This window comes from Rhodococcus sp. IEGM 1241 (assembly GCF_033142365.1).
Lineage (GTDB): Bacteria > Actinomycetota > Actinomycetes > Mycobacteriales > Mycobacteriaceae > Rhodococcus_F > Rhodococcus_F erythropolis.
This window is the reverse complement of record NZ_JAWLSE010000002.1, coordinates 250,487-268,413: the sequence shown is the minus strand read 5'-3', so window position 1 is coordinate 268,413 and position 17,927 is coordinate 250,487. Positions and strand designations below refer to the sequence as shown.

At 63.4% G+C, this 17,927-nt stretch carries 16 protein-coding genes and 1 pseudogene; 15 read left to right on the top strand and 2 right to left on the bottom strand.

Annotated elements, in window-relative coordinates; translation table 11 throughout:
- Positions 1 to 9 precede the first annotated feature (9 nt).
- The 8 genes and pseudogenes from nadD to holA all read left to right on the top strand — a co-directional run bounded on the left by nadD (position 10) and on the right by holA (position 7,838).
- Entirely contained in the window at positions 10 to 726 is a 717-nt protein-coding gene (gene nadD / locus R4P70_RS10910; RefSeq protein WP_080657183.1) for a nicotinate-nucleotide adenylyltransferase, read from the top strand.
- Positions 727 to 772: 46 nt separating this feature from the next.
- Entirely contained in the window at positions 773 to 1,219 is a 447-nt protein-coding gene (gene rsfS, locus R4P70_RS10905; protein ID WP_003944502.1) for a ribosome silencing factor, read from the top strand.
- Positions 1,216 to 1,890 (top strand): histidine phosphatase family protein, encoded by a 675-nt coding sequence (locus tag R4P70_RS10900; RefSeq protein WP_097387227.1) that lies wholly within the window; start codon positions 1,216 to 1,218, stop codon positions 1,888 to 1,890. The genes rsfS and R4P70_RS10900 overlap by 4 nt, the downstream gene beginning before the upstream one ends.
- Entirely contained in the window at positions 1,877 to 2,659 is a 783-nt protein-coding gene (octT, locus tag R4P70_RS10895; RefSeq protein WP_019749052.1) for a diglucosylglycerate octanoyltransferase, read from the top strand. Before R4P70_RS10900 ends, octT begins: the two co-directional genes overlap by 14 nt.
- Before the next feature lie 4 nt (positions 2,660 to 2,663).
- Positions 2,664 to 3,506, top strand: coding sequence for a DegV family protein (locus R4P70_RS10890; RefSeq protein ID WP_020908214.1), 843 nt, complete (start codon positions 2,664 to 2,666; stop codon positions 3,504 to 3,506).
- 81 nt (positions 3,507 to 3,587) lie between these two features.
- Positions 3,588 to 4,507, top strand: a pseudogene (locus R4P70_RS10885) (helix-hairpin-helix domain-containing protein).
- Positions 4,504 to 6,864 carry a ComEC/Rec2 family competence protein gene (locus R4P70_RS10880; RefSeq protein ID WP_317830800.1) on the top strand — a complete coding sequence of 787 codons (2,361 nt, stop codon included), beginning with the start codon at positions 4,504 to 4,506 and terminating at the stop codon, positions 6,862 to 6,864. Before R4P70_RS10885 ends, R4P70_RS10880 begins: the two are co-directional and overlap by 4 nt.
- On the top strand, positions 6,861 to 7,838 hold the full coding sequence (holA, locus tag R4P70_RS10875; RefSeq protein WP_003944476.1) for a DNA polymerase III subunit delta: 978 nt from the start codon (positions 6,861 to 6,863) through the stop codon (positions 7,836 to 7,838). Before R4P70_RS10880 ends, holA begins: the two co-directional genes overlap by 4 nt.
- A gap of 666 nt (positions 7,839 to 8,504) precedes the next feature.
- Here the strand turns inward: holA and rpsT are convergent.
- On the bottom strand, positions 8,505 to 8,765 hold the full coding sequence (gene rpsT / locus R4P70_RS10870) for a 30S ribosomal protein S20 (protein WP_003944567.1): 261 nt from the start codon (positions 8,763 to 8,765) through the stop codon (positions 8,505 to 8,507).
- Between the two features lie 197 nt (positions 8,766 to 8,962).
- Here rpsT and R4P70_RS10865 point away from each other — a divergent pair, with 197 nt between their 5' ends.
- The 4 genes from R4P70_RS10865 to R4P70_RS10850 are packed head-to-tail and all read left to right on the top strand — an operon-like array spanning position 8,963 to position 13,285.
- Positions 8,963 to 10,585: a circularly permuted type 2 ATP-grasp protein gene (locus tag R4P70_RS10865; RefSeq protein WP_019749047.1), complete on the top strand. Its 1,623-nt coding sequence runs from the start codon at positions 8,963 to 8,965 to the stop codon at positions 10,583 to 10,585.
- A gap of 56 nt (positions 10,586 to 10,641) precedes the next feature.
- Positions 10,642 to 11,613 carry an alpha-E domain-containing protein gene (locus R4P70_RS10860; protein WP_019749046.1) on the top strand — a complete coding sequence of 324 codons (972 nt, stop codon included), beginning with the start codon at positions 10,642 to 10,644 and terminating at the stop codon, positions 11,611 to 11,613.
- An 8-nt stretch (positions 11,614 to 11,621) separates the two neighbouring features.
- Complete coding sequence (locus tag R4P70_RS10855; RefSeq protein WP_007731033.1) at positions 11,622 to 12,452, top strand: transglutaminase domain-containing protein; 831 nt, start codon at positions 11,622 to 11,624, stop codon at positions 12,450 to 12,452.
- Positions 12,453 to 12,511: 59 nt separating this feature from the next.
- Positions 12,512 to 13,285 carry an aquaporin gene (locus R4P70_RS10850; RefSeq protein WP_019749045.1) on the top strand — a complete coding sequence of 258 codons (774 nt, stop codon included), beginning with the start codon at positions 12,512 to 12,514 and terminating at the stop codon, positions 13,283 to 13,285.
- 30 nt (positions 13,286 to 13,315) lie between these two features.
- Here R4P70_RS10850 and R4P70_RS10845 read toward each other — a convergent pair whose 3' ends face one another.
- The gene (locus R4P70_RS10845) at positions 13,316 to 13,849 is read right to left on the bottom strand and encodes a type II toxin-antitoxin system PemK/MazF family toxin (RefSeq protein WP_161120668.1); all 534 of its coding nucleotides are present in this window, start codon (positions 13,847 to 13,849) and stop codon (positions 13,316 to 13,318) included.
- Between the two features lie 72 nt (positions 13,850 to 13,921).
- On the opposite strand from R4P70_RS10845, the gene lepA reads away from it, so the two are divergent.
- The 3 genes from lepA to R4P70_RS10830 all read left to right on the top strand — a co-directional run bounded on the left by lepA (position 13,922) and on the right by R4P70_RS10830 (position 17,811).
- The gene (lepA, locus tag R4P70_RS10840; RefSeq protein WP_003944564.1) at positions 13,922 to 15,814 is read left to right on the top strand and encodes a translation elongation factor 4; all 1,893 of its coding nucleotides are present in this window, start codon (positions 13,922 to 13,924) and stop codon (positions 15,812 to 15,814) included.
- 6 nt (positions 15,815 to 15,820) lie between these two features.
- Positions 15,821 to 16,750, top strand: coding sequence for an NAD(P)H-dependent flavin oxidoreductase (locus R4P70_RS10835; protein ID WP_020908208.1), 930 nt, complete (start codon positions 15,821 to 15,823; stop codon positions 16,748 to 16,750).
- Between the two features lie 80 nt (positions 16,751 to 16,830).
- On the top strand, positions 16,831 to 17,811 hold the full coding sequence (locus tag R4P70_RS10830; RefSeq protein WP_153210839.1) for an ABC transporter substrate-binding protein: 981 nt from the start codon (positions 16,831 to 16,833) through the stop codon (positions 17,809 to 17,811).
- Positions 17,812 to 17,927: the final 116 nt, after the last annotated feature.

Below are 17,927 nucleotides of genomic sequence, written 5' to 3'. Positions count from 1 at the left end.
TCGACACTCGTGCAGAAGGGACTATCGGTGGAACGTGCTCGACGCCTCGGAGTGATGGGTGGCACCTTCGACCCCATTCACCATGGCCACCTCGTTGCGGCCAGTGAGGTCGCCGACCGGTTCGGACTCGACGAAGTGATCTTCGTCCCCACCGGGCGGCCCTGGCAGAAGCAGGGGAGGGGCGTCAGTCCTGCCGAGGACCGGTACCTCATGACGGTCATCGCCACCGCCTCCAACCCGCGGTTTTCCGTCTCTCGGGTCGACGTCGACCGTGAAAAAGTGACGTACACCGTGGACACACTGCGAGACCTCCGGGCCTACCATCCCGACGCCGAACTCTTCTTCATCACCGGTGCCGATGCGCTGGCCAGCATCCTTTCCTGGCAAGATTGGGAAGAGTTGTTCGCATTGGCGAAGTTCGTCGGGGTATCGCGACCGGGTTTCGATCTCAATGCAGAGCATCTGGCCGGTCACCTCGACACCATGCCCGCCGACGCGGTCACGTTGATAGAGATTCCGGCACTTGCCATTTCGTCGACCGAATGTCGGCGTCGGGCAAGTGAAGACCGCCCCGTCTGGTACCTGGTGCCGGACGGAGTGGTGCAGTACATCTCGAAGCGGAACCTGTATCGACCTGTCGACGCGGAGCGCCGCGACGGAGCTACAACGATGTCGGAGCCCGCACCGGGGAAGTCGGAAGCCGTCCCGGGCGCCGAATCGAGCTAGCCGAGAACAACAAGTACTTTCTGAAGACGAAACTGGAGAACATCGAGTGAGTGCAAACACCGAAGCCATCGACATGGCACGCATCGCGGCCTTGGCAGCCGACGAGAAGCTGGCCACCGAAGTGGTGGTGCTCGATGTGTCCGAACAGTTGGTCATCACGGACTGCTTCGTGATCGCATCTGCGACCAACGAGCGTCAGGTCAACTCGATTGTCGAGAACATTGAAGACCGCCTCCGCGAAGCGGGACACAAGCCGGTCCGCCGTGAAGGCACCCGCGAGGGCCGCTGGGCACTGCTCGACTACGCCGACATCGTCGTCCACGTCCAGCATGACGAGGAGCGCAACTTCTACGCTCTCGATCGTCTGTGGAAGGACTGCCCGACGGTCGAGGTCGAAGGCCTCGGACAGAACCGTCCCGGCCCCGCCGATGCCAACACGGTGTTCGAGACCGACACGGTTTCCGAGCCGGACGCGCAGGATCCCTCGCTGTGACTTCGTCGGCGCCCAGTGCGGCGTCGAACCCTGTCCGCCGGCTCATCCTGCTGCGTCACGGACAGACCGAATACAACGCCGACTCTCGGATGCAGGGGCAACTCGACACCGACCTGTCGGAGTTGGGACGCACGCAGGCCAAGAGTGCAGGTCCGGTGATCGCCGATCGCAGACCGTTGACGATCGTGTCCTCGGATCTGCGGCGCGCGTATTTCACGGCAGTCGCTGTCGGTGACGCCGCCGGACTTCCGGTCCTCACCGACACGCGTCTGCGTGAGACACACCTGGGTGAATGGCAAGGCCTGACTCATCATGAGGTCGACGAGCGCACTCCCGGTGTGCGATCTGCCTGGCGAGCGGATGCCACGTTGGCGCCGCCCGGCGGCGAAAGCCGAATCGACGTCGCGAATCGCAGCCTCCCCGTAGTTCACGAATTGCTCGACACGCACCCGGACTGGGCCGAGCGGCCCGTAGTTCTGGTGGCGCACGGAGGCTTGATCGCGGCACTGACAGCGGCATTGCTCGACTTACCCGTCGATCGCTGGGCCGTCCTCGGCGGATTGGGAAACACCAGTTGGGTGCAACTCAGCGGACACGGTGACGTCAAGTCGATCGAGTGGCGACTCGACGTATGGAATGCTTCTGCGAGTGTCGCAAATGACGTCCTCTGAAAGTGCCGACGGGCAGCGCCCCGTCCTCCTCGTGCTCGCGGATTCGCTGTCGTATTTCGGCCCCAAAGGCGGCCTCGCGGCAGATCATCCACGCATCTGGCCCAACATCGTGGCCGACGAACTCGGCTGGGACGTCGAGTTGGTCGCCCGTATCGGCTGGACGTGCCGCGACGCGTGGTGGGCACTGACTCAGGATCCTCGTGTGTGGGCGGCGGTGCCGCGGGCCGGCGCCGTCGTGTTCGCGGTCGGCGGTATGGACTCGCTACCGTCCCCATTGCCTACCGCGCTCCGCGAGACCATCCGCTACGTTCGTCCTCCGGCGCTTCGACGCGTGGTGCGCGAGGGTTATCAGTGGCTGCAGCCGCGGCTTGCACCTCTGGGCCGCCCGGTCGCACTTCCGCCCAAGCTGAGCGTCGAGTATTTGGAAAGCTCGCGAAATGCGTTGGAGTACATGCGGCCGGAACTGCCGATGATCGCGACCCTGCCGTCGGTGCACCGCAGCGATGCCTACGCGAGCGTGCACGCCGGACGACCTGCCGCGGTGTCCGCGATCACCGAGTGGGCAACGGAGAAAGACGTTCCCGTAGTCGATCTCGCGGATGCAGTGCGTGACAACGTCTTTTCCGAGAACGGCAACCCCGACGGTATTCACTGGGGTTGGGACGGTCATGTCGGTGTAGCCCGCGCGATGATCGCTGCGATTCGCGGGGTGGAGTCGAAGAAAGTGGTTTCGCCGCAACTGGTATCACCGCCGAGCGAAGTCGGGTAGCAGAATGCCGGTCGTCGTCGTCACGGATTCCTCCGCCTGCATCCCGCAGGAGTCGGCCGACGCATGTGGGATTCAGGTGGTTCCGCTCCATGTGCTCCGTGACGGCTGCGACTTGCGTGAGGGTGTCGACGCAATGCCGAGCGACCTGTCAGGAGTGACAACGGCCGGAGCGTCGCCCGCCGAGTTGTCCGAAGCGTATGCACGCGCCCTGGACATGAGCGACGGTGACGGCGTTCTCGCCGTGCACATTTCACGGCAACTCTCGGGAACGTGGGAAGCCGGACGAGTCGCAGCCCAGGAGTTCGGTGGAGCCGTCCGGATCGTCGATTCGCAGTCGGCCGGAATGGGTTTGGGCTATCCCGCTCTCGAAGCTGCGCGCTTGGCCGAGAAGGGTGCGTCACTCGAAGAGGCGTACGGCCGGGCGGTCGACGTCGCGAGTCGTGGGCGCTGCTACATCGTCGTCGACAAACTTGATCAATTGCGTCGGGGCGGACGAATCGGAACCGCAGCCGCGTTGTTGGGTACTGCGTTGGCGATGAAGCCGATCCTGCATCTGGTGGACGGCAAGCTCGTGCTCGGTGAAAAAACACGTACGACCACCAAAGCGCTTGCACGCTTGGTGGATTCGGCAGTCGAGCGCGCCGGTCTCGGCCGCGTGGCGATAGCCGTGCATCACATGCGAGCGCGAGAGCGTGCCGATGCGATAGCGGAACAGTTGGCCGAGCGCATCCCCGATGTGGCGGAATCCGTGGTCACCGACTTCAGCGCGGTTATCGGAGCGCACGTCGGTGTCGGCGCGATCGGTGTTGTGGTGTGCCCGCTGCCGGAGATCGACACGAGCGCCTGATCGTTTCTCCACAATCCGCGAGTTCTCCACAGACTGAAATTGTTCGCCTTCGGCGGCATGGTCTCTCGTTAGCGTCCTGTCATGAGGATCAGCGAGGAGCGCGAGCGGGCGCGTGATCGCCTCGCGGCGATGGACGGGAACTACCGGCAGCGACAGGCCGTGGACGACTTCGAGGATTCAGCGTCTTTCGAGAGGTCCCCGCAGCCATTCGAGAGGTCCCCCGAGTGGCTTCAGGACTTCGACGAAGACGAATACGAGGCTCAACCCGACTCGTCACGGTTCGATCGGCTGCCCGAGCGCTGGCGCGGTACGCGTTGGCGCCCGAGCCGATCGGCGACCTGGGTGTTGGCGATCGTTGCAGCCCTGGCCACGGCAATCGGCTTGTTCACCGTGTGGTGGGATTCTCCGAGTTTGCAGGCGGTCCCACCGTTGCCCTCGCCCCAGACTGTCACGGAGCAGAATGTCACGGCGCAGAATGTCACTGCCGACGATGGTGAATCAGCCAGTCCCGTACCGACCGGCGTCGTAGCGGAGCAGCCGCCTGAGGCTTTGGTGGTCAGTGTCGTCGGACTCGTGCGCACGCCTGGGCTTGTCAACCTACATTCGGGCTCGCGCATCGCCGACGCGCTCGCTGCGGCAGGTGGAGTGCTCGAGGGCGCCGAGACGGTGGGCCTGAATCTGGCACAGAAGCTTGCCGATGGTGATCAGATCGTGGTGGGGGCCGCCGATCAGTCCGGTGGTGTTTCAGCGAGTTCGAGTACCACTGCGGGAGGGACCGGCCCCGCCGCTGCGGGGGAATCCGGCGGGGCTGGTCTGGTGAACCTCAACACCGCTACCGAGGCCGAACTGGACGACCTTCCCGGGGTAGGGCCGGTAACGGCTGCGGCGATCATCTCCTGGCGAACTTCCAACGGAAAATTCACGGACATAGAACAATTGGGGAAGTCGACGGGATCGGCCCGGCAAGGTTGGCCAAACTGCGAGTGCTGGTGTCGGTGTGAACGAACCGGAAGCCTCGCCGGTCCTCGACGCTCGACTGCTACCGTCAGCCGTCGCAGTGTGGGGGAGCAGTGCGGTGGGGATCCTGTTCGGCGCGGTCGCCGCGTGGGTACTGGCGGTGGCATGCGCTATTCCAGCGGCAATCCTCACTTACGTGGTTGTGCGCCGGACATCTGCGGGGTGGGCACGAATCATGTTGGTTGCATTGCTGTTCGGTGCCGGATGCAGTGTCGTCATCGGGTGGCGGGCGACCGAGGTCGAGGGGCACCCACTGACCCGGGCTGCCCTCGAAGGAGCGTGGGTGAGTGTCGAAGTGGAACCCTCGGAGGATCCGCACGCTGTCTCTGGCGCGGCGGGTCAAGGTCAGGTTTTCTTCAGGGCAACCGTCAATTCGGTGACTGCCCAGAATCACAGGTACTCCGGAGGCGGCTTGGTCACCATCCGGGCACCCAGTTCGTCGTGGCTCGAAGTTGTTCCAGGGCAGAGCCTCACGGTTCGCGGCCGGGCGAGTCAGCCATGGCGTAGCGATTCCACGCTCGCCGTGATCACGTCCGAAGGGCCTCCCGTCGCGGTGGGAGAAGTGCCCTGGTATCAGCGATGGGCGAGTGTGGTGCGCATTCGTTTCGCGGCTGCGTGCTCGGCTGCACTCCCGCCGGATCAGGCGGGTCTGCTGCCTGGCCTCGTCGTCGGAGACACATCGGCGTTGTCGCCGGTGGTGAAGGACAACTTCACCGTTGCCGGGCTTTCCCATCTCACCGCGGTGTCCGGCGCCAATATCAGCATTCTGCTCGGGGCGGTTCTGCTGCTGGTCAGAGCCGCGGCGCTCAGTCCGCGCGTCGGCGCTGCTTTGGCGCTGGTAGCCCTCGTTGCGTTTGTTGTCGTCGCGAGGCCGTCGCCGAGTGTTCTGCGCGCCTCGGTGATGGGCCTGATCGGCCTGCTCAGTCTGGTGACCGGTCGACGCAAACAGGCACTGCCCGCGCTTGCCGCAGCCATCATCGTTCTGGTTGTCGTGATGCCCGAACTTGCCGTCGACTGGGGGTTTGCGCTGTCGACCACGGCCACGGGCGCGTTGGTGATCATTGCTCCGGTGTGGGTGGATGTGCTTCGTCGACGAGGTTGGCCCCGTTGGTTTTCGGAGATGACAGCCGTTTCGAGTGCTGCGTTTGTCGTGTCTGCGCCACTGGTGGGCGCCATGGCGGGAACCTTCAGTGTGGTCACGATTGCCGCGAACATGGCCGTGGCGCCTGTGATCGGAATCATCACGGTGTTCGGTGCGGTGATTGCCTTGTGTGCGCTGATCTGTCCACCGATCGCGGTGTTCATCACGCCGCTGGTCCGGCCGCCGATGGGGTGGCTGCTGTACGTGTCCGAGCGGGCGGCGGCGCTTCCCGGAGCGTCGGTGGTGGTGCCGTCAGGGCTCTTCGGTGCTCTGATCGTCGTAGGCGTCTTACTGGCCGCGGCCCTGACGCTGTGGAATCGGATCTCGAGATGGGTGGTCGGCGTCCTCGTTCTGGGAGTTGTTCTAGCCCTCGTCTTTCAGCACGTGTTCGGCGGTGGTCGTATTGCTCCGGGGTGGGTACTGGTGATGTGCGACGTCGGTCAAGGGGACGGTCTTGTGCTCTCGACTGGAGACGGCAGGGTGATCGTCATCGATGTCGGTCCGGATCCCACGTCGATGGATCGTTGCTTGAACATGTTGGACGTCAACGACATCGCGTTGCTGATGATCAGTCATTTTCATGCCGATCACATCGGTGGATTGGAAGCAGTCCTGGGTGGGCGTTCGGTCGCTGCGGTCGGAGTCGGGTCGATGTTGTTGCCGGAGTCAGGTTTTCGGACGGTAAAGGATGCCGCCGAGTCGCACGGCGTTCCGGTTGTCTCGTTGCGGGCAGGTATGAAGTTGACGTTGGGATCGGTGAACGTGGAGGTTCTCGGACCGTTGCTTCCGGCTCCCCGCGATACGGGGGACGGCGCGGACGCCGCCAACGATCAGTCGCTGGTGGTGATGGCGCACACGGGCGCGGGTCGCATTCTGTTGACGGGCGACGCCGAAGTTGCGGGGGAGGAGGCCATCCTCCGATCGGGAACGGACGTGAAGGCCGATGTGTTGAAGCTGCCCCATCACGGTTCTCGGACCACGTCGTCGGCTTTTCTGGAAGCGGTGCGTCCGAGGTTGACGATGATCAGCGTCGGCGACGGCAACAGTTTCGGGCACCCGAATGGGGAGGTTCTCGACGAACTGGATTCGTTGGGCGGGGCGGTGGTTCGGACCGACGCCGACGGCACCGTCGCTGTGTACGGCGGGGGCGGCGGGTCTGTGTCGATCGTGTCGGTTCCTCGTGGGACCATCTTCGGGTGAGTAATCCGTCTGGAGTCGATCCGCTGCATCTTGTTCTCGGGGACGACGAATTCCTGATCGACCGCACGGTATCGCAGCTCATCAGAGCCGTCCGCGGTGACCGCGGCCAGGGTATTTCGGATCTCCCGGTAACCAAGATGCGTGCCGGAGACACCAATGCTCCCGAGTTGGCCGAGTTGCTCAGCCCCTCTCTTTTTGCCGAAGACCGTGTGATCGTCCTGGAATCGGCCGCAGAAGCAGGCAAAGATGCCGTAGCTCTTGTTCTCGAGGCGGCGCGTGAGCCGGCAGAAGGCGTCGTTCTGATCGTCGTGCACTCGGGCGGCGGTCGCGCAAAGGCGTTGGCGCCGGCCCTCGAGAAGCTCGGCGCGACGGTTCACAACTGCGGAAAACTGAACAAGAGTCAGCTTGTCGACTTCGTCCGGGGTGAGTTTCGGACCGCCGACGTGAGGGTTGCTCCCGATGCGATCGCCGCGATGATCGAAAGCGTCGGCTCCAACCTTCGCGAACTTGCGTCGGCCTGCTCGCAATTGGCGGCAGATACCGGCGGCAAGATCGACGTGGATGCAGTCCACAAGTACTACTCGGGCAAGGCCGAGGTTTCCGGATTCGATGTGGCCGACAAAGTTATCGTCGGCGATACCCGGGGTGCGCTCGAGGCTCTGCGATGGGCTGACCAGATCGGAACTGCGCACGTTCTGCTCGCTGACGCCCTCGCCGATGCAGTCCACACCATCGCGAAGGTCGGCCCGTTTGCACGGGGCGGTGACCCGTTCCGGTTGGCGTCGGATCTCGGGATGCCGCCGTGGAAGGTCAAGAAGGCGATCAAGGAAGTCGGCGGTTGGGATCCCACGTCGATCGGCGCTGCGATGCAGATCGTCGCCGCTCTCAATGCCGACGTGAAGGGCGCCGCAGTCGACTCGTCCTTCGCTCTGGAGATGGCAGTGCGGAAAGTGTGCGCGTTGCGGAAGAACTGAGGACAACATGGCCGATCGCGCGGCCGGCCAGAAGTAGTCCGACGACAGTGGCGGCCGTGGCCTCGGCCACCCGGTAGTCGAGGCGTTTCACGCAGGCTTGCTCCAACTGGGTGTGCGGAATGGCCTGAGGCCGTGTCGTTGGTTCACCAGTCCTGAGGTCGGTCACTCGTAGGGAGTCGTTCGGCGCCGGATTCATCACACTGCCGCAGACAATTGTTTCTTGGCCGATGCTGTCTACCGGCACCTTCACGGTGGTGAGAAGCGCTCGTCCAGTGGCGAGAAACGCCAGAATCGCAACGAGTGAACACATCACGCCGAAGAAGATCCAGAATTCGCCCCGTTGCCTGCGCCTCCACCATCCGTAGCTTGCTGCGACTCCGACGACTGCAACCGTCAATGATTCCCACCAACGAGGGATTCCCAGGGCTGCCAATACGCCGAAAGCGACGACCGCCCAGAAGACAGTCGTGAACAACCAGCTACGAGGGCGTTTCCCGTTGACCGCCATCATCAGATGGTCGCAGCCCGATCCACATATTCCGTGCAAGACATGGATGGCGGGTTTTTGCTCTGATCCGATTGAGTACGCAAAATAGCCGCCTGGTCTTTCGACCTGGCGGCTATCGAGACGAACCAGTATGACGGCGAACCGTCACAGTGGAAACGTCAGAGCTTGTTGGCAGCCTGCGAGAGTGCAGACTTCTTGTTGGCAGCCTGGTTGGCGTGAATGACGCCCTTGCTGGCTGCCTTGTCGAGCTTGCGGCTGGTGGAGACGAGGAGCTCGTTGGCCTTGTCCTTGTCACCGGCTGCCGCAGCCTCGCGGAATGAACGGATCGCGGTACGCAGCGAGGACTTCACCGACTGGTTACGGAGTCGGGCCGCCTCGTTGGTACGGATTCGCTTCACCTGGGACTTGATGTTGGCCACGCGTAAAATCCTTGTCGTCTTTAGCTGGTTACGGTCGAGAAAGCTGTGGGCGCACTGATGCACCGACTGGCAAGATTACCAGCCGAGGGCCCAAGAACCCAAACCGTCGCACGTTGCGTCTGTCGAGAAGAGTACACCGAGCGCCCGATTTCTCGCCGCGCTGCCGAATAGCCCCACTTGTAGCAGCATGTTGCCCTATGACGCCGCCGCCTTCGAAAAGTTCGAGTAAAACAGGTTCGACCACCACCCGAGCGCGTCCTGCCGCAGTGTTCGACGGATATTCAGACATCGGTCGCTACGAGTTGGCTTTCGACGAGATGTTCGAGCCCGACGGCTCGGTGCGTGCCCCGTACAAGGGTGTGTACAAAGCCCTGGCGCCGACGAGCAGCGCCGACCTTGCCGCGCGTGCCGACGCACTCGGACGCGCATTCATCGACCAGGGCGTGACGTTCTCGCTGTCCGGGCAGGAGCGACCGTTTCCGTTGGATCTGGTGCCGCGCGTCATCGCCGCGCAGGAGTGGTCGCGGCTGGAAAAGGGCATCAAGCAGCGGGTGAAGGCGCTCGAGCTGTTCCTTGCGGACATTTACGGCGAGCAACGAATCCTGCGCGATCACGTATTGCCGCGCCGCCTGGTGACCTCGTGCGAGCACTTCCACCGTGAAGCAGCCGGCATCGTGCCGCCCAACGGTGTGCGAATCCATGTCGCGGGTATCGACCTGGTCCGAGACGAGGCGGGAGAGTTCCGAGTTCTCGAGGACAATCTGCGATCTCCGTCCGGTGTCTCCTATGTGATGGAAAACCGTCGCACCATGACTCGGGTGTTCCCGGATCTGTTCATGTCCCACAAGGTGCGGGCGGTCGGTGATTACGCAACACACCTACTGAGGGCGCTGCGTGCGGGTGCTGCACTCAACGAAGCGGACCCGACAGTGGTTGTTCTCACACCGGGTATCGCCAATTCCGCCTATTTCGAGCATTCATTGCTCGCTCGTCAGATGGGTGTGGAACTCGTCGAAGGTCGCGACCTGTTCTGCCGCGACAACATGGTGTACATGCGCACGACGGAAGGCGAGCGTCAGGTCGACGTCATCTATCGCCGCATCGACGACGAGTATCTCGACCCGATGCACTTCCGTCCGGATTCGATTCTCGGCGTCGCAGGCCTACTGAATGCTGCGCGAGCGGGCAACGTGGTGATCTCGAGTGCCGTCGGCAACGGAGTCGGTGACGACAAACTCGTCTATACCTATGTTCCGCAGATCATCGACTACTACCTCGGTGAGAAGCCGCTCTTGCAGAACGTCGACACGTTCCGCTGTTGGTTGGACGAGGAGTGCGAGCAAGTCCTCGACCGCGTCGCCGAACTCGTCATCAAGCCGGTGGAAGGGTCCGGCGGCTACGGAATCGTCTTCGGACCGGACGCGAGCCCCAAGGAACTGGCCGCGATCACCCGCAAGATCAAGGCAGACCCGCGCGGGTGGATCGCGCAGCCTCTCGTGCAGTTGTCCACGGTGCCGACCAAGATCGACGACGTTCTCTCGCCGCGCCACGTGGACTTGCGACCCTTTGCCGTCAACGACGGTGAGGACGTGTGGGTGTTGCCCGGCGGCCTGACCCGGGTGGCACTTCCGGAAGGCTCGCTGGTGGTCAACTCGAGCCAGGGCGGCGGAAGCAAGGACACATGGGTGCTCGCCAGCCGCAGCTCGGACGAGGACCCAGAGCTGTCCGGTGAGGAACTGGTGTCCGAGCCCCCGGAATCCGCGGAGCCGGTGCAGGGACCCGAACTGAGCACCTCTCAACAGCAGCAGCAACAACAGTGAACACCTCAGAAGTGCCCAGCTACCAAGAACTATCAGCGAACGGAGCGTGGTGACCGATGCTTGCTCGCAACGCAGAGTCCCTCTACTGGATCGGCCGCTACGTCGAGCGCGCCGACGACACCGCTCGGATCCTCGACGTCGCCGTCCACCAACTGCTCGACGACGCAACCGTCGACCCGGACCGCACGTCGCGTCTGCTCCTGCGTGTCCTCGGCATCGAAGCGCCGGAGGAGAAGCTCGACGTACGCTCGCTCACCGACCTGGTTGCGTTCAGCCGCAATCAGGTTGGATCGATCGTGGACTCGCTGGCAAGTGCCCGTGAGAATGCTCGCGGAGCACGTGAGGTCACGTCGAGTGAGATGTGGGAGTGCCTGAACACCACGTACAACGGACTGGCGGAGCGTGAACGCGCGTCACGCAGGCTGGGGCCACACGAGTTCTTCCGTTATGTGGAGGAACGCGCAGCGATGTTCGCGGGGCTGGCGGATTCCACGCTCAGCCGCGACGACGGTTACCGGTTCCTTCTGCTGGGCAGGTCGATCGAACGTGTCGACATGATTGTGCGGATGCTCCTGGCGCGCGCCGGTGACCGCCCGTCGTCGCCGGCGTGGGTCAGTGTTCTTCGCTCGGCGGGCGCACATGACACGTATCTGCGTACGTATCGCGGAGCGCTCGACGCCAACCGCGTCGTCGAGTTCATCTTGTTGGACAGACTCTTTCCGCGCTCGGTGTTCCATTCGATCAGGCAGGCCGAGAAGTGCCTGCAGGAACTCGACCCGCAGCCGGGCAGTCGCGTCGGAATCCGGGCGGAGGCGCCGCGGCTTCTCGGCCGCGCACGCAGCGAACTGGAGTTTCTGCCGCAGGGCGTGTTGCTCGAAGATCTGCAAGGACGGTTGCTCGGTTGGCAGGAGACCTGCCGCGAACTGGGTGAGGCGATTGCATTGCAGTACTTCCACGCTGCGCCGTGGGTCGCATGGACGGATGCCGGCGCCGCGTATGCGGAGTCGACGGTGGAGGGAGAGCTGTGAGCTGGCGAATGAGGGTCGTGCACACCACGGGATATGCGTACGACGCCCCGGTGACGTCGTCGTACAACGAAGCGCGATTGACACCCCGCGGCGACACCAGGCAGACGGTGATCCTCACGCGCGTCGAAACCCAGCCGGCAACGCGTTCCTATCGGTACACCGATTACTGGGGCACCGCGGTGACCGCCTTCGACTTGCACGCCCCGCACACGGAGCTGGAAGTGACCGGACTGTCGGTGGTGGAGACGGAACCGTTTGTTCAACCCGAGGAAACCGTCGACTGGGATGAATTGTCGGGAAACGCGATTAAAGATCGATTCAACGAGCAACTGAGTTTCACGAGATATGTTCCGCGTGATCGTAAGCTGGCGACAATTGCCAAGGAATTGCGCAAAGATAAATCACCTGAAGATGCAGTAGTGGCTGCGTCGCAATGGGTTTACGGTGAAATGTCATATGTTCCGGGTACGACCGGAGTGCATACGTCGGCGGTCGAGGCCTGGTCGGCCAGGAAAGGCGTCTGCCAGGATTATGCACATCTGACCTTGGTGTTGCTTCGAACGATGGGCATTCCCTGTCGGTACGTTTCCGGCTATCTCCACCCCAAACGTGATGCGGCAGTCGGGGACACGGTGGTCGGGGAATCGCACGCGTGGATCGAAGCGTGGACCGGCGCGTGGTGGGGATATGACCCGACCAATGCGATAGCTGTGAATGAACAGCATGTCTCGGTCGGAATAGGAAGGGACTATTCGGATGTGCCGCCTTTGAAGGGAATCTTTTCCGGTGGACGCTCCACAGATCTCGAAGTTGTTGTGGAGATCACCAGGCTTGCGTAAAGTCCGGCAAATCTAGGCGCGTGAGCATTACTACCGTTCGATGAGAAGAAGGTGGGAATATGTCTCCAACTGCACAGGAATTGACTGAGATCGAACCGATCTCGGATGTGAAGAAGTATGCGGCCGAAGCGGTGGGGACATTTGTGCTCGTGTTCTCCGCGGTCGGAACTGCCGTCTTCGCAGGTGCGAAAGTCGGCAATCTCGGAGTTGCCTTCGCATTCGGCTTGACCCTGCTGTTCCTCGTATATGCGATCGGACCGATTTCCGGTTGCCACGTCAACCCAGCCGTGACTCTCGGCCAATTCGTGATCGGGCGCATCTCGGCCGTCAATGCAGCGATTTACGTTGTCGCGCAAGTGATCGGCGGCTTGGTCGCCGGCGTCGTGATCTACACGGTGGCCAACAGTCTCCCGGCGTACAACCGGGCCGCAGACGGCCTCGGCGCAAACGGTTGGGGCGCACACAGTCCGTCGGCCGAGAAGAATCTTCTCGGACAGGTGGTTTCCGACGGTTACGGCATCGGTGCCGCGATGATCATCGAGATTCTCCTGACCGCTCTGCTCGTGTTCGTGGTTCTCGCGTCGACCGACCAGATCTCCGACGTGCCGCTCGCCGGGGTGTCCATCGGCTTCACCCTGGCCGTCATTCACCTGATCTCGATCCCGATCGACAACACCTCCGTCAACCCCGCTCGAAGCCTCGCTGTCGCGCCGTTCCAGGACGGTGCACTCGGTCAGGTGTGGTTGTTCATCGTGTTCCCGCTGATCGGCGGTGCGCTCGGTGCACTCATCTATCGAGCACTCTTCGGACGGTTCAACCGTCTGGACAGCTGATCGATACTGTTTCCATCGTTCGGGTCGGCTTCAGCTCCAGCTGAAGTCGGCCCGAAGTTTTGCCGCGACCGCGTCGAACTTCTTGTGATCCATGACGGCGCCCTCGCGCCGAATCCCGCTCTCGGGAACGTCGAGCACCCGGTCGAGCCGGACCCAGCTGGGCCTTCCCTCGCCGTCCCACGGGCCCGAACCGATTGCGAGCCAATCACGCTCGCCTTCGCGTTTGCTCTGCGAGGACAGCATCAAACCGAGCAGCGTGTTGCCGTCGCGGCCGACAACCAGCACCGGGCGGTCTTTGCCCTGGGTCGGATCCTCCTCGTAGGCAACCCAGGTCCAGACGATCTCGCCCGGATCGGCCTTGCCGTCGAGGTCGGGGGAGTACTCGACCTTGCGGGCGCGATGTGCGGTCGGAGACGTTCGCGCGGCGATCGGGCGGCCGGTCGGACCCGGCTTCGAGGCAGACGACTGAGACGTGGACGACTGCAGCTGGCGCAGCAACGCAGGGCCCTTCTCCACCGCGAGGGCGCCGAGGGTTCTGCCGATCTGCTTCCACATGCTTGCCATAGCGTTCGAGCATAATCACCCACCCGTGGGAACCCCTGGTACGGCGGCGCCGAGACTTGGATATCCTGAGGGTTGACAGTGGCCCGGATCCGGGCCGGTGCCGGTCCGACTAAGGGGTCTCCCATCAGCAGCTTCGCCGACAAGACGTTCACGGATCCTGCGCAGATCCGGAACTTCTGCATCATCGCGCACATCGACCACGGTAAGTCGACGCTGGCAGATCGCATGCTTCAGCTCACCGGCGTGGTCGAAGAGCGGGCGATGCGTGCGCAGTACCTGGACCGCATGGACATCGAGCGTGAACGCGGCATCACCATCAAGGCCCAGAATGTTCGTCTGCCCTGGACCGTCGACGGCGAAGAGTTCGTCCTCCACCTCATCGACACACCCGGCCACGTCGACTTCACGTACGAGGTCTCCCGCGCGCTCGAAGCATGTGAGGGTGCAATTCTGCTGGTCGACGCAGCTCAGGGCATCGAAGCTCAGACGCTGGCCAATCTGTACCTGGCGATGGAGAAGGATCTCAAGATCATTCCCGTCCTCAACAAGATCGACCTCCCGGCCGCGGATCCCGACCGCTATGCCGAAGAGATTGCGCACATCACCGGCTGCGAGCCAGGCGATGTCCTGCGCGTCTCGGGTAAGACAGGCATGGGCGTCAAGGAACTGCTCGACGAGGTGATCAAGCAGGTACCTGCACCCGTCGGCGATGCAGACGGCCCCGCCCGCGCGATGATCTTCGACTCCGTTTACGACGCGTACCGCGGCGTGGTCACCTACGTGCGTGTGGTCGACGGTCGGATCCGTCCCCGCGAGAAGATCACGATGATGTCCACGGGCACCACACACGAACTGCTCGAGGTCGGCATCATCTCGCCCGAGCCGAAGGCCAGTATCGGTCTGGGCGTCGGCGAGGTGGGCTACCTCATCACGGGTGTGAAGGACGTCCGCCAGTCGCGCGTCGGTGACACCGTCACCACAACCCGCAACGGCGCGACCGAACCGCTGGTCGGCTATCGCGATCCGAAGCCGATGGTCTATTCCGGTCTCTACCCGATGGACGGCTCGGACTACCCGGTGCTGCGCGACGCTCTCGACAAGCTCCGTCTCAACGACGCCGCCCTGGCGTACGAACCGGAGACGTCGGTTGCCCTCGGATTCGGCTTCCGCTGCGGCTTCCTCGGCCTGCTGCACATGGAGATCACCCGCGACCGTCTCGAACGTGAGTTCGGCCTCGAACTGATTTCCACTGCGCCCAACGTCGTCTACCGCGTCGTGATGGAGGACGGGGCCGAGGTCATCGTCACCAACCCGTCGTACTGGCCGGAAGGCAAGGTTCGCGAGGTCTACGAGCCGGTCGCCAAGTGCACCGTCATCGCCCCGAGCGAGTACGTCGGCGCCATCATGGAGCTGTGCCAGTCCCGACGCGGTGAGCTCGGCGGCATGGACTACCTCTCCGAGACTCGCGTCGAACTGCGCTACGAACTGCCCATGGGCGAGATCATGTTCGACTTCTTCGACGCCCTCAAGTCCCGCACCAAGGGATACGCCAGCCTCGATTACGAGGAGGCCGGTGAGCAGCAGGCCGACCTGGTGAAGGTCGACATCCTTCTGCAGGGTGAGGCCGTCGACGCGTTCTCGTCAATCGTGCACCGCTCCAACGCCGGGGCTTACGGCGGACGCATGACGTCGAAGCTTCGTGAGCTGATTCCTCGCCAGCAGTTCGAGGTTCCGATTCAGGCCGCGATCGGCGCGAAGATCATCTCGCGCGAGAACATTCGCGCAATCCGCAAGGACGTTCTTGCCAAGTGCTACGGCGGCGACATCAGCCGTAAGCGCAAGCTGCTCGAGAAGCAGAAGGAAGGCAAGAAGCGCATGAAGACCATCGGTCGCGTCGAGGTGCCGCAGGAAGCATTCGTGGCGGCCCTGACGTCGGAATCGGTCGGCGAGAAGCCCAAGAAGTAGGAGCGCATGGTCACCACCTGGTTGTCCCGAGAGTTCGGAGTCGAAATCCCGGTTCTCGGGGCGCCCATGGGTGGTCGCGCGGGCGGCGCGCTCGCCGGAGCTGTATCGGCGGCCGGTGGGTTGGGTCTGCTTGGCGCGGCCCGGTACAACACACCGGAGTGGATCGAGGCCGAAGCCGAAGTGGCCCGCTCGATCGGCGGAAAATTCGGCGTCGGCCTGATGACGTGGTCGCTGCCCGAGAACGAGTTGATGCTCGACGCTGCGATTGCCGTCGAGCCGACCATGATCACCTTGTCGTTCGGTGATCCCGCCGCGTATGTCGGACGAATCCACGATGCGGGCATTCCCGTTGTGTCACAGATCAATACGCTCGAGGACCTTCGTATTGTCGAGGCCGCAGGTGTCGACGCTGTGATCGCGCAAGGCGGTGAGGCAGGCGGCCACACGGGCCGAATCGGAACCTTGCCGCTGCTGCAGGAGATCCTCGAAGCGACGTCACTTCCGGTGCTGGCAGCCGGCGGAATCGGAACCGGACGCGGTTTGGCCGCCGTCCTGGCAGCCGGTGGCGAAGGCGTGATGATCGGAACGGCGCTGCTCGCCAGCCCGGAGACGGTCGGGCCGGACTATGCCCGCGACCGCGTCGTCGAAGCCGGAAGTGCGGACACGATTTACACCTCGGTATTCGACCGAGCGCGCAGTCAACCGTGGCCGCAGCGGTGGGGTGGCCGCGCGGTGGCCAACGAGTTCACTGCCGCGTGGCACGGAGTCGACGCCGACGAGGAAACGCTGGCACAGGCGTACGACCCGTCGGATCCGCACAGCGGAGTCGTCTATGCCGGAGAAGCTGTCGGACTCGTGCACGGAACCCATCCGGCCGGCGATGTGGTTCGACGCATCGGCGCGGATGCGGAGCGTCTGCTCTCTCGTTTCGCCTGAAAGCAAGGTCGGACACGGCCGGGTCCCATATGAGAAGGTAAGCCTCTACTAACTAGTGGAGGAGTATTTTCGTGCGTGCGATGAAGTTCTCGGCGGTGGCTCTCTTGGGAGCACTGGTCGTAGGTATCAGTGGATGTTCGTCCTCGGACGCCGACGAGATCGCGGACGGTCGGGTCACCACGATCGATCACAAGTTCGGCGCCACCACGATCACCGGGACGCCGACGCGTATCGTCGCGGCCGACACCCAGTGGCTCGACGCTCTGCTCGAACTCGGAATCCAGCCGGTGGGGTACCTGGCTGCCGGCCCGATGGGCGACGAGCGTGGTCTGTTCCCGTGGGAGAGTGGCGTGGGCGCGTCGGCGAAGGAACTTGATCGCTCGGCGATCCAGCAGTTCGGTGTCCCGCTCAAAGCTGAAGAAATTGCAGCCTTGGATCCCGATCTGATTCTCGGCGGGTTCTCCGTCGCCGATCAAGACGATTTCGACCAGTTGAGCAAGATCGCCCCGACAATTGCCGGTCTGTCCGACGTCCAGGTCGATCCGTGGCAGGACCAGGTCGAGATTCTCGGTCGAGTTCTCGACAAGGAGTCGCGCGCCGACGAGATCGTCGAGGCGACAAGCGGGCAGATCGATGCGCTCGCACAGCGGCTGCCAGGCCTGAAGGGCAAGACGGCGCTTCTGTCGCAGTACGTCTTCCCGACGTCGCAGTTGGTGATCGTCGCCGATCCCAAGGACGGCGCATCGGGATTGTTCACTAGCCTGGGAATGTCGTTGCCGCCCAAGCTCGTCGAAGAGGCGGGCGTTACCGGTGGCCGGCTGATGCTCAGCCCCGAACGGGTCGACGCTCTGAGCGCCGACGTCGTGGTGTTGCTGCCGAACGGCGGAACGCTGGAAGACATGATGAAGCTGCCGGGGTTCGCCGACCTACCCGCAGTCAAGAGTGGCGGTCTGGCGATCGTCGACTATCCGACTGTCGCCGGGTTGAACACTCCGTCGTCGCTGTCGCTGAAGTACTCGCTCGAATCGATCACGCCGCAGCTCGAAGCGGTGGCCGGCTAGCACTGCTGTGGGGGGGGTTTGAATGCGGGCGGGGGTTTCAGGCGGGACGCCCGGGGGGGGTGGGGGGGGGGGGGGGGGGGGGGTCGCGAGCGGGTGGGGCGCGCCCGCCGGGCGGG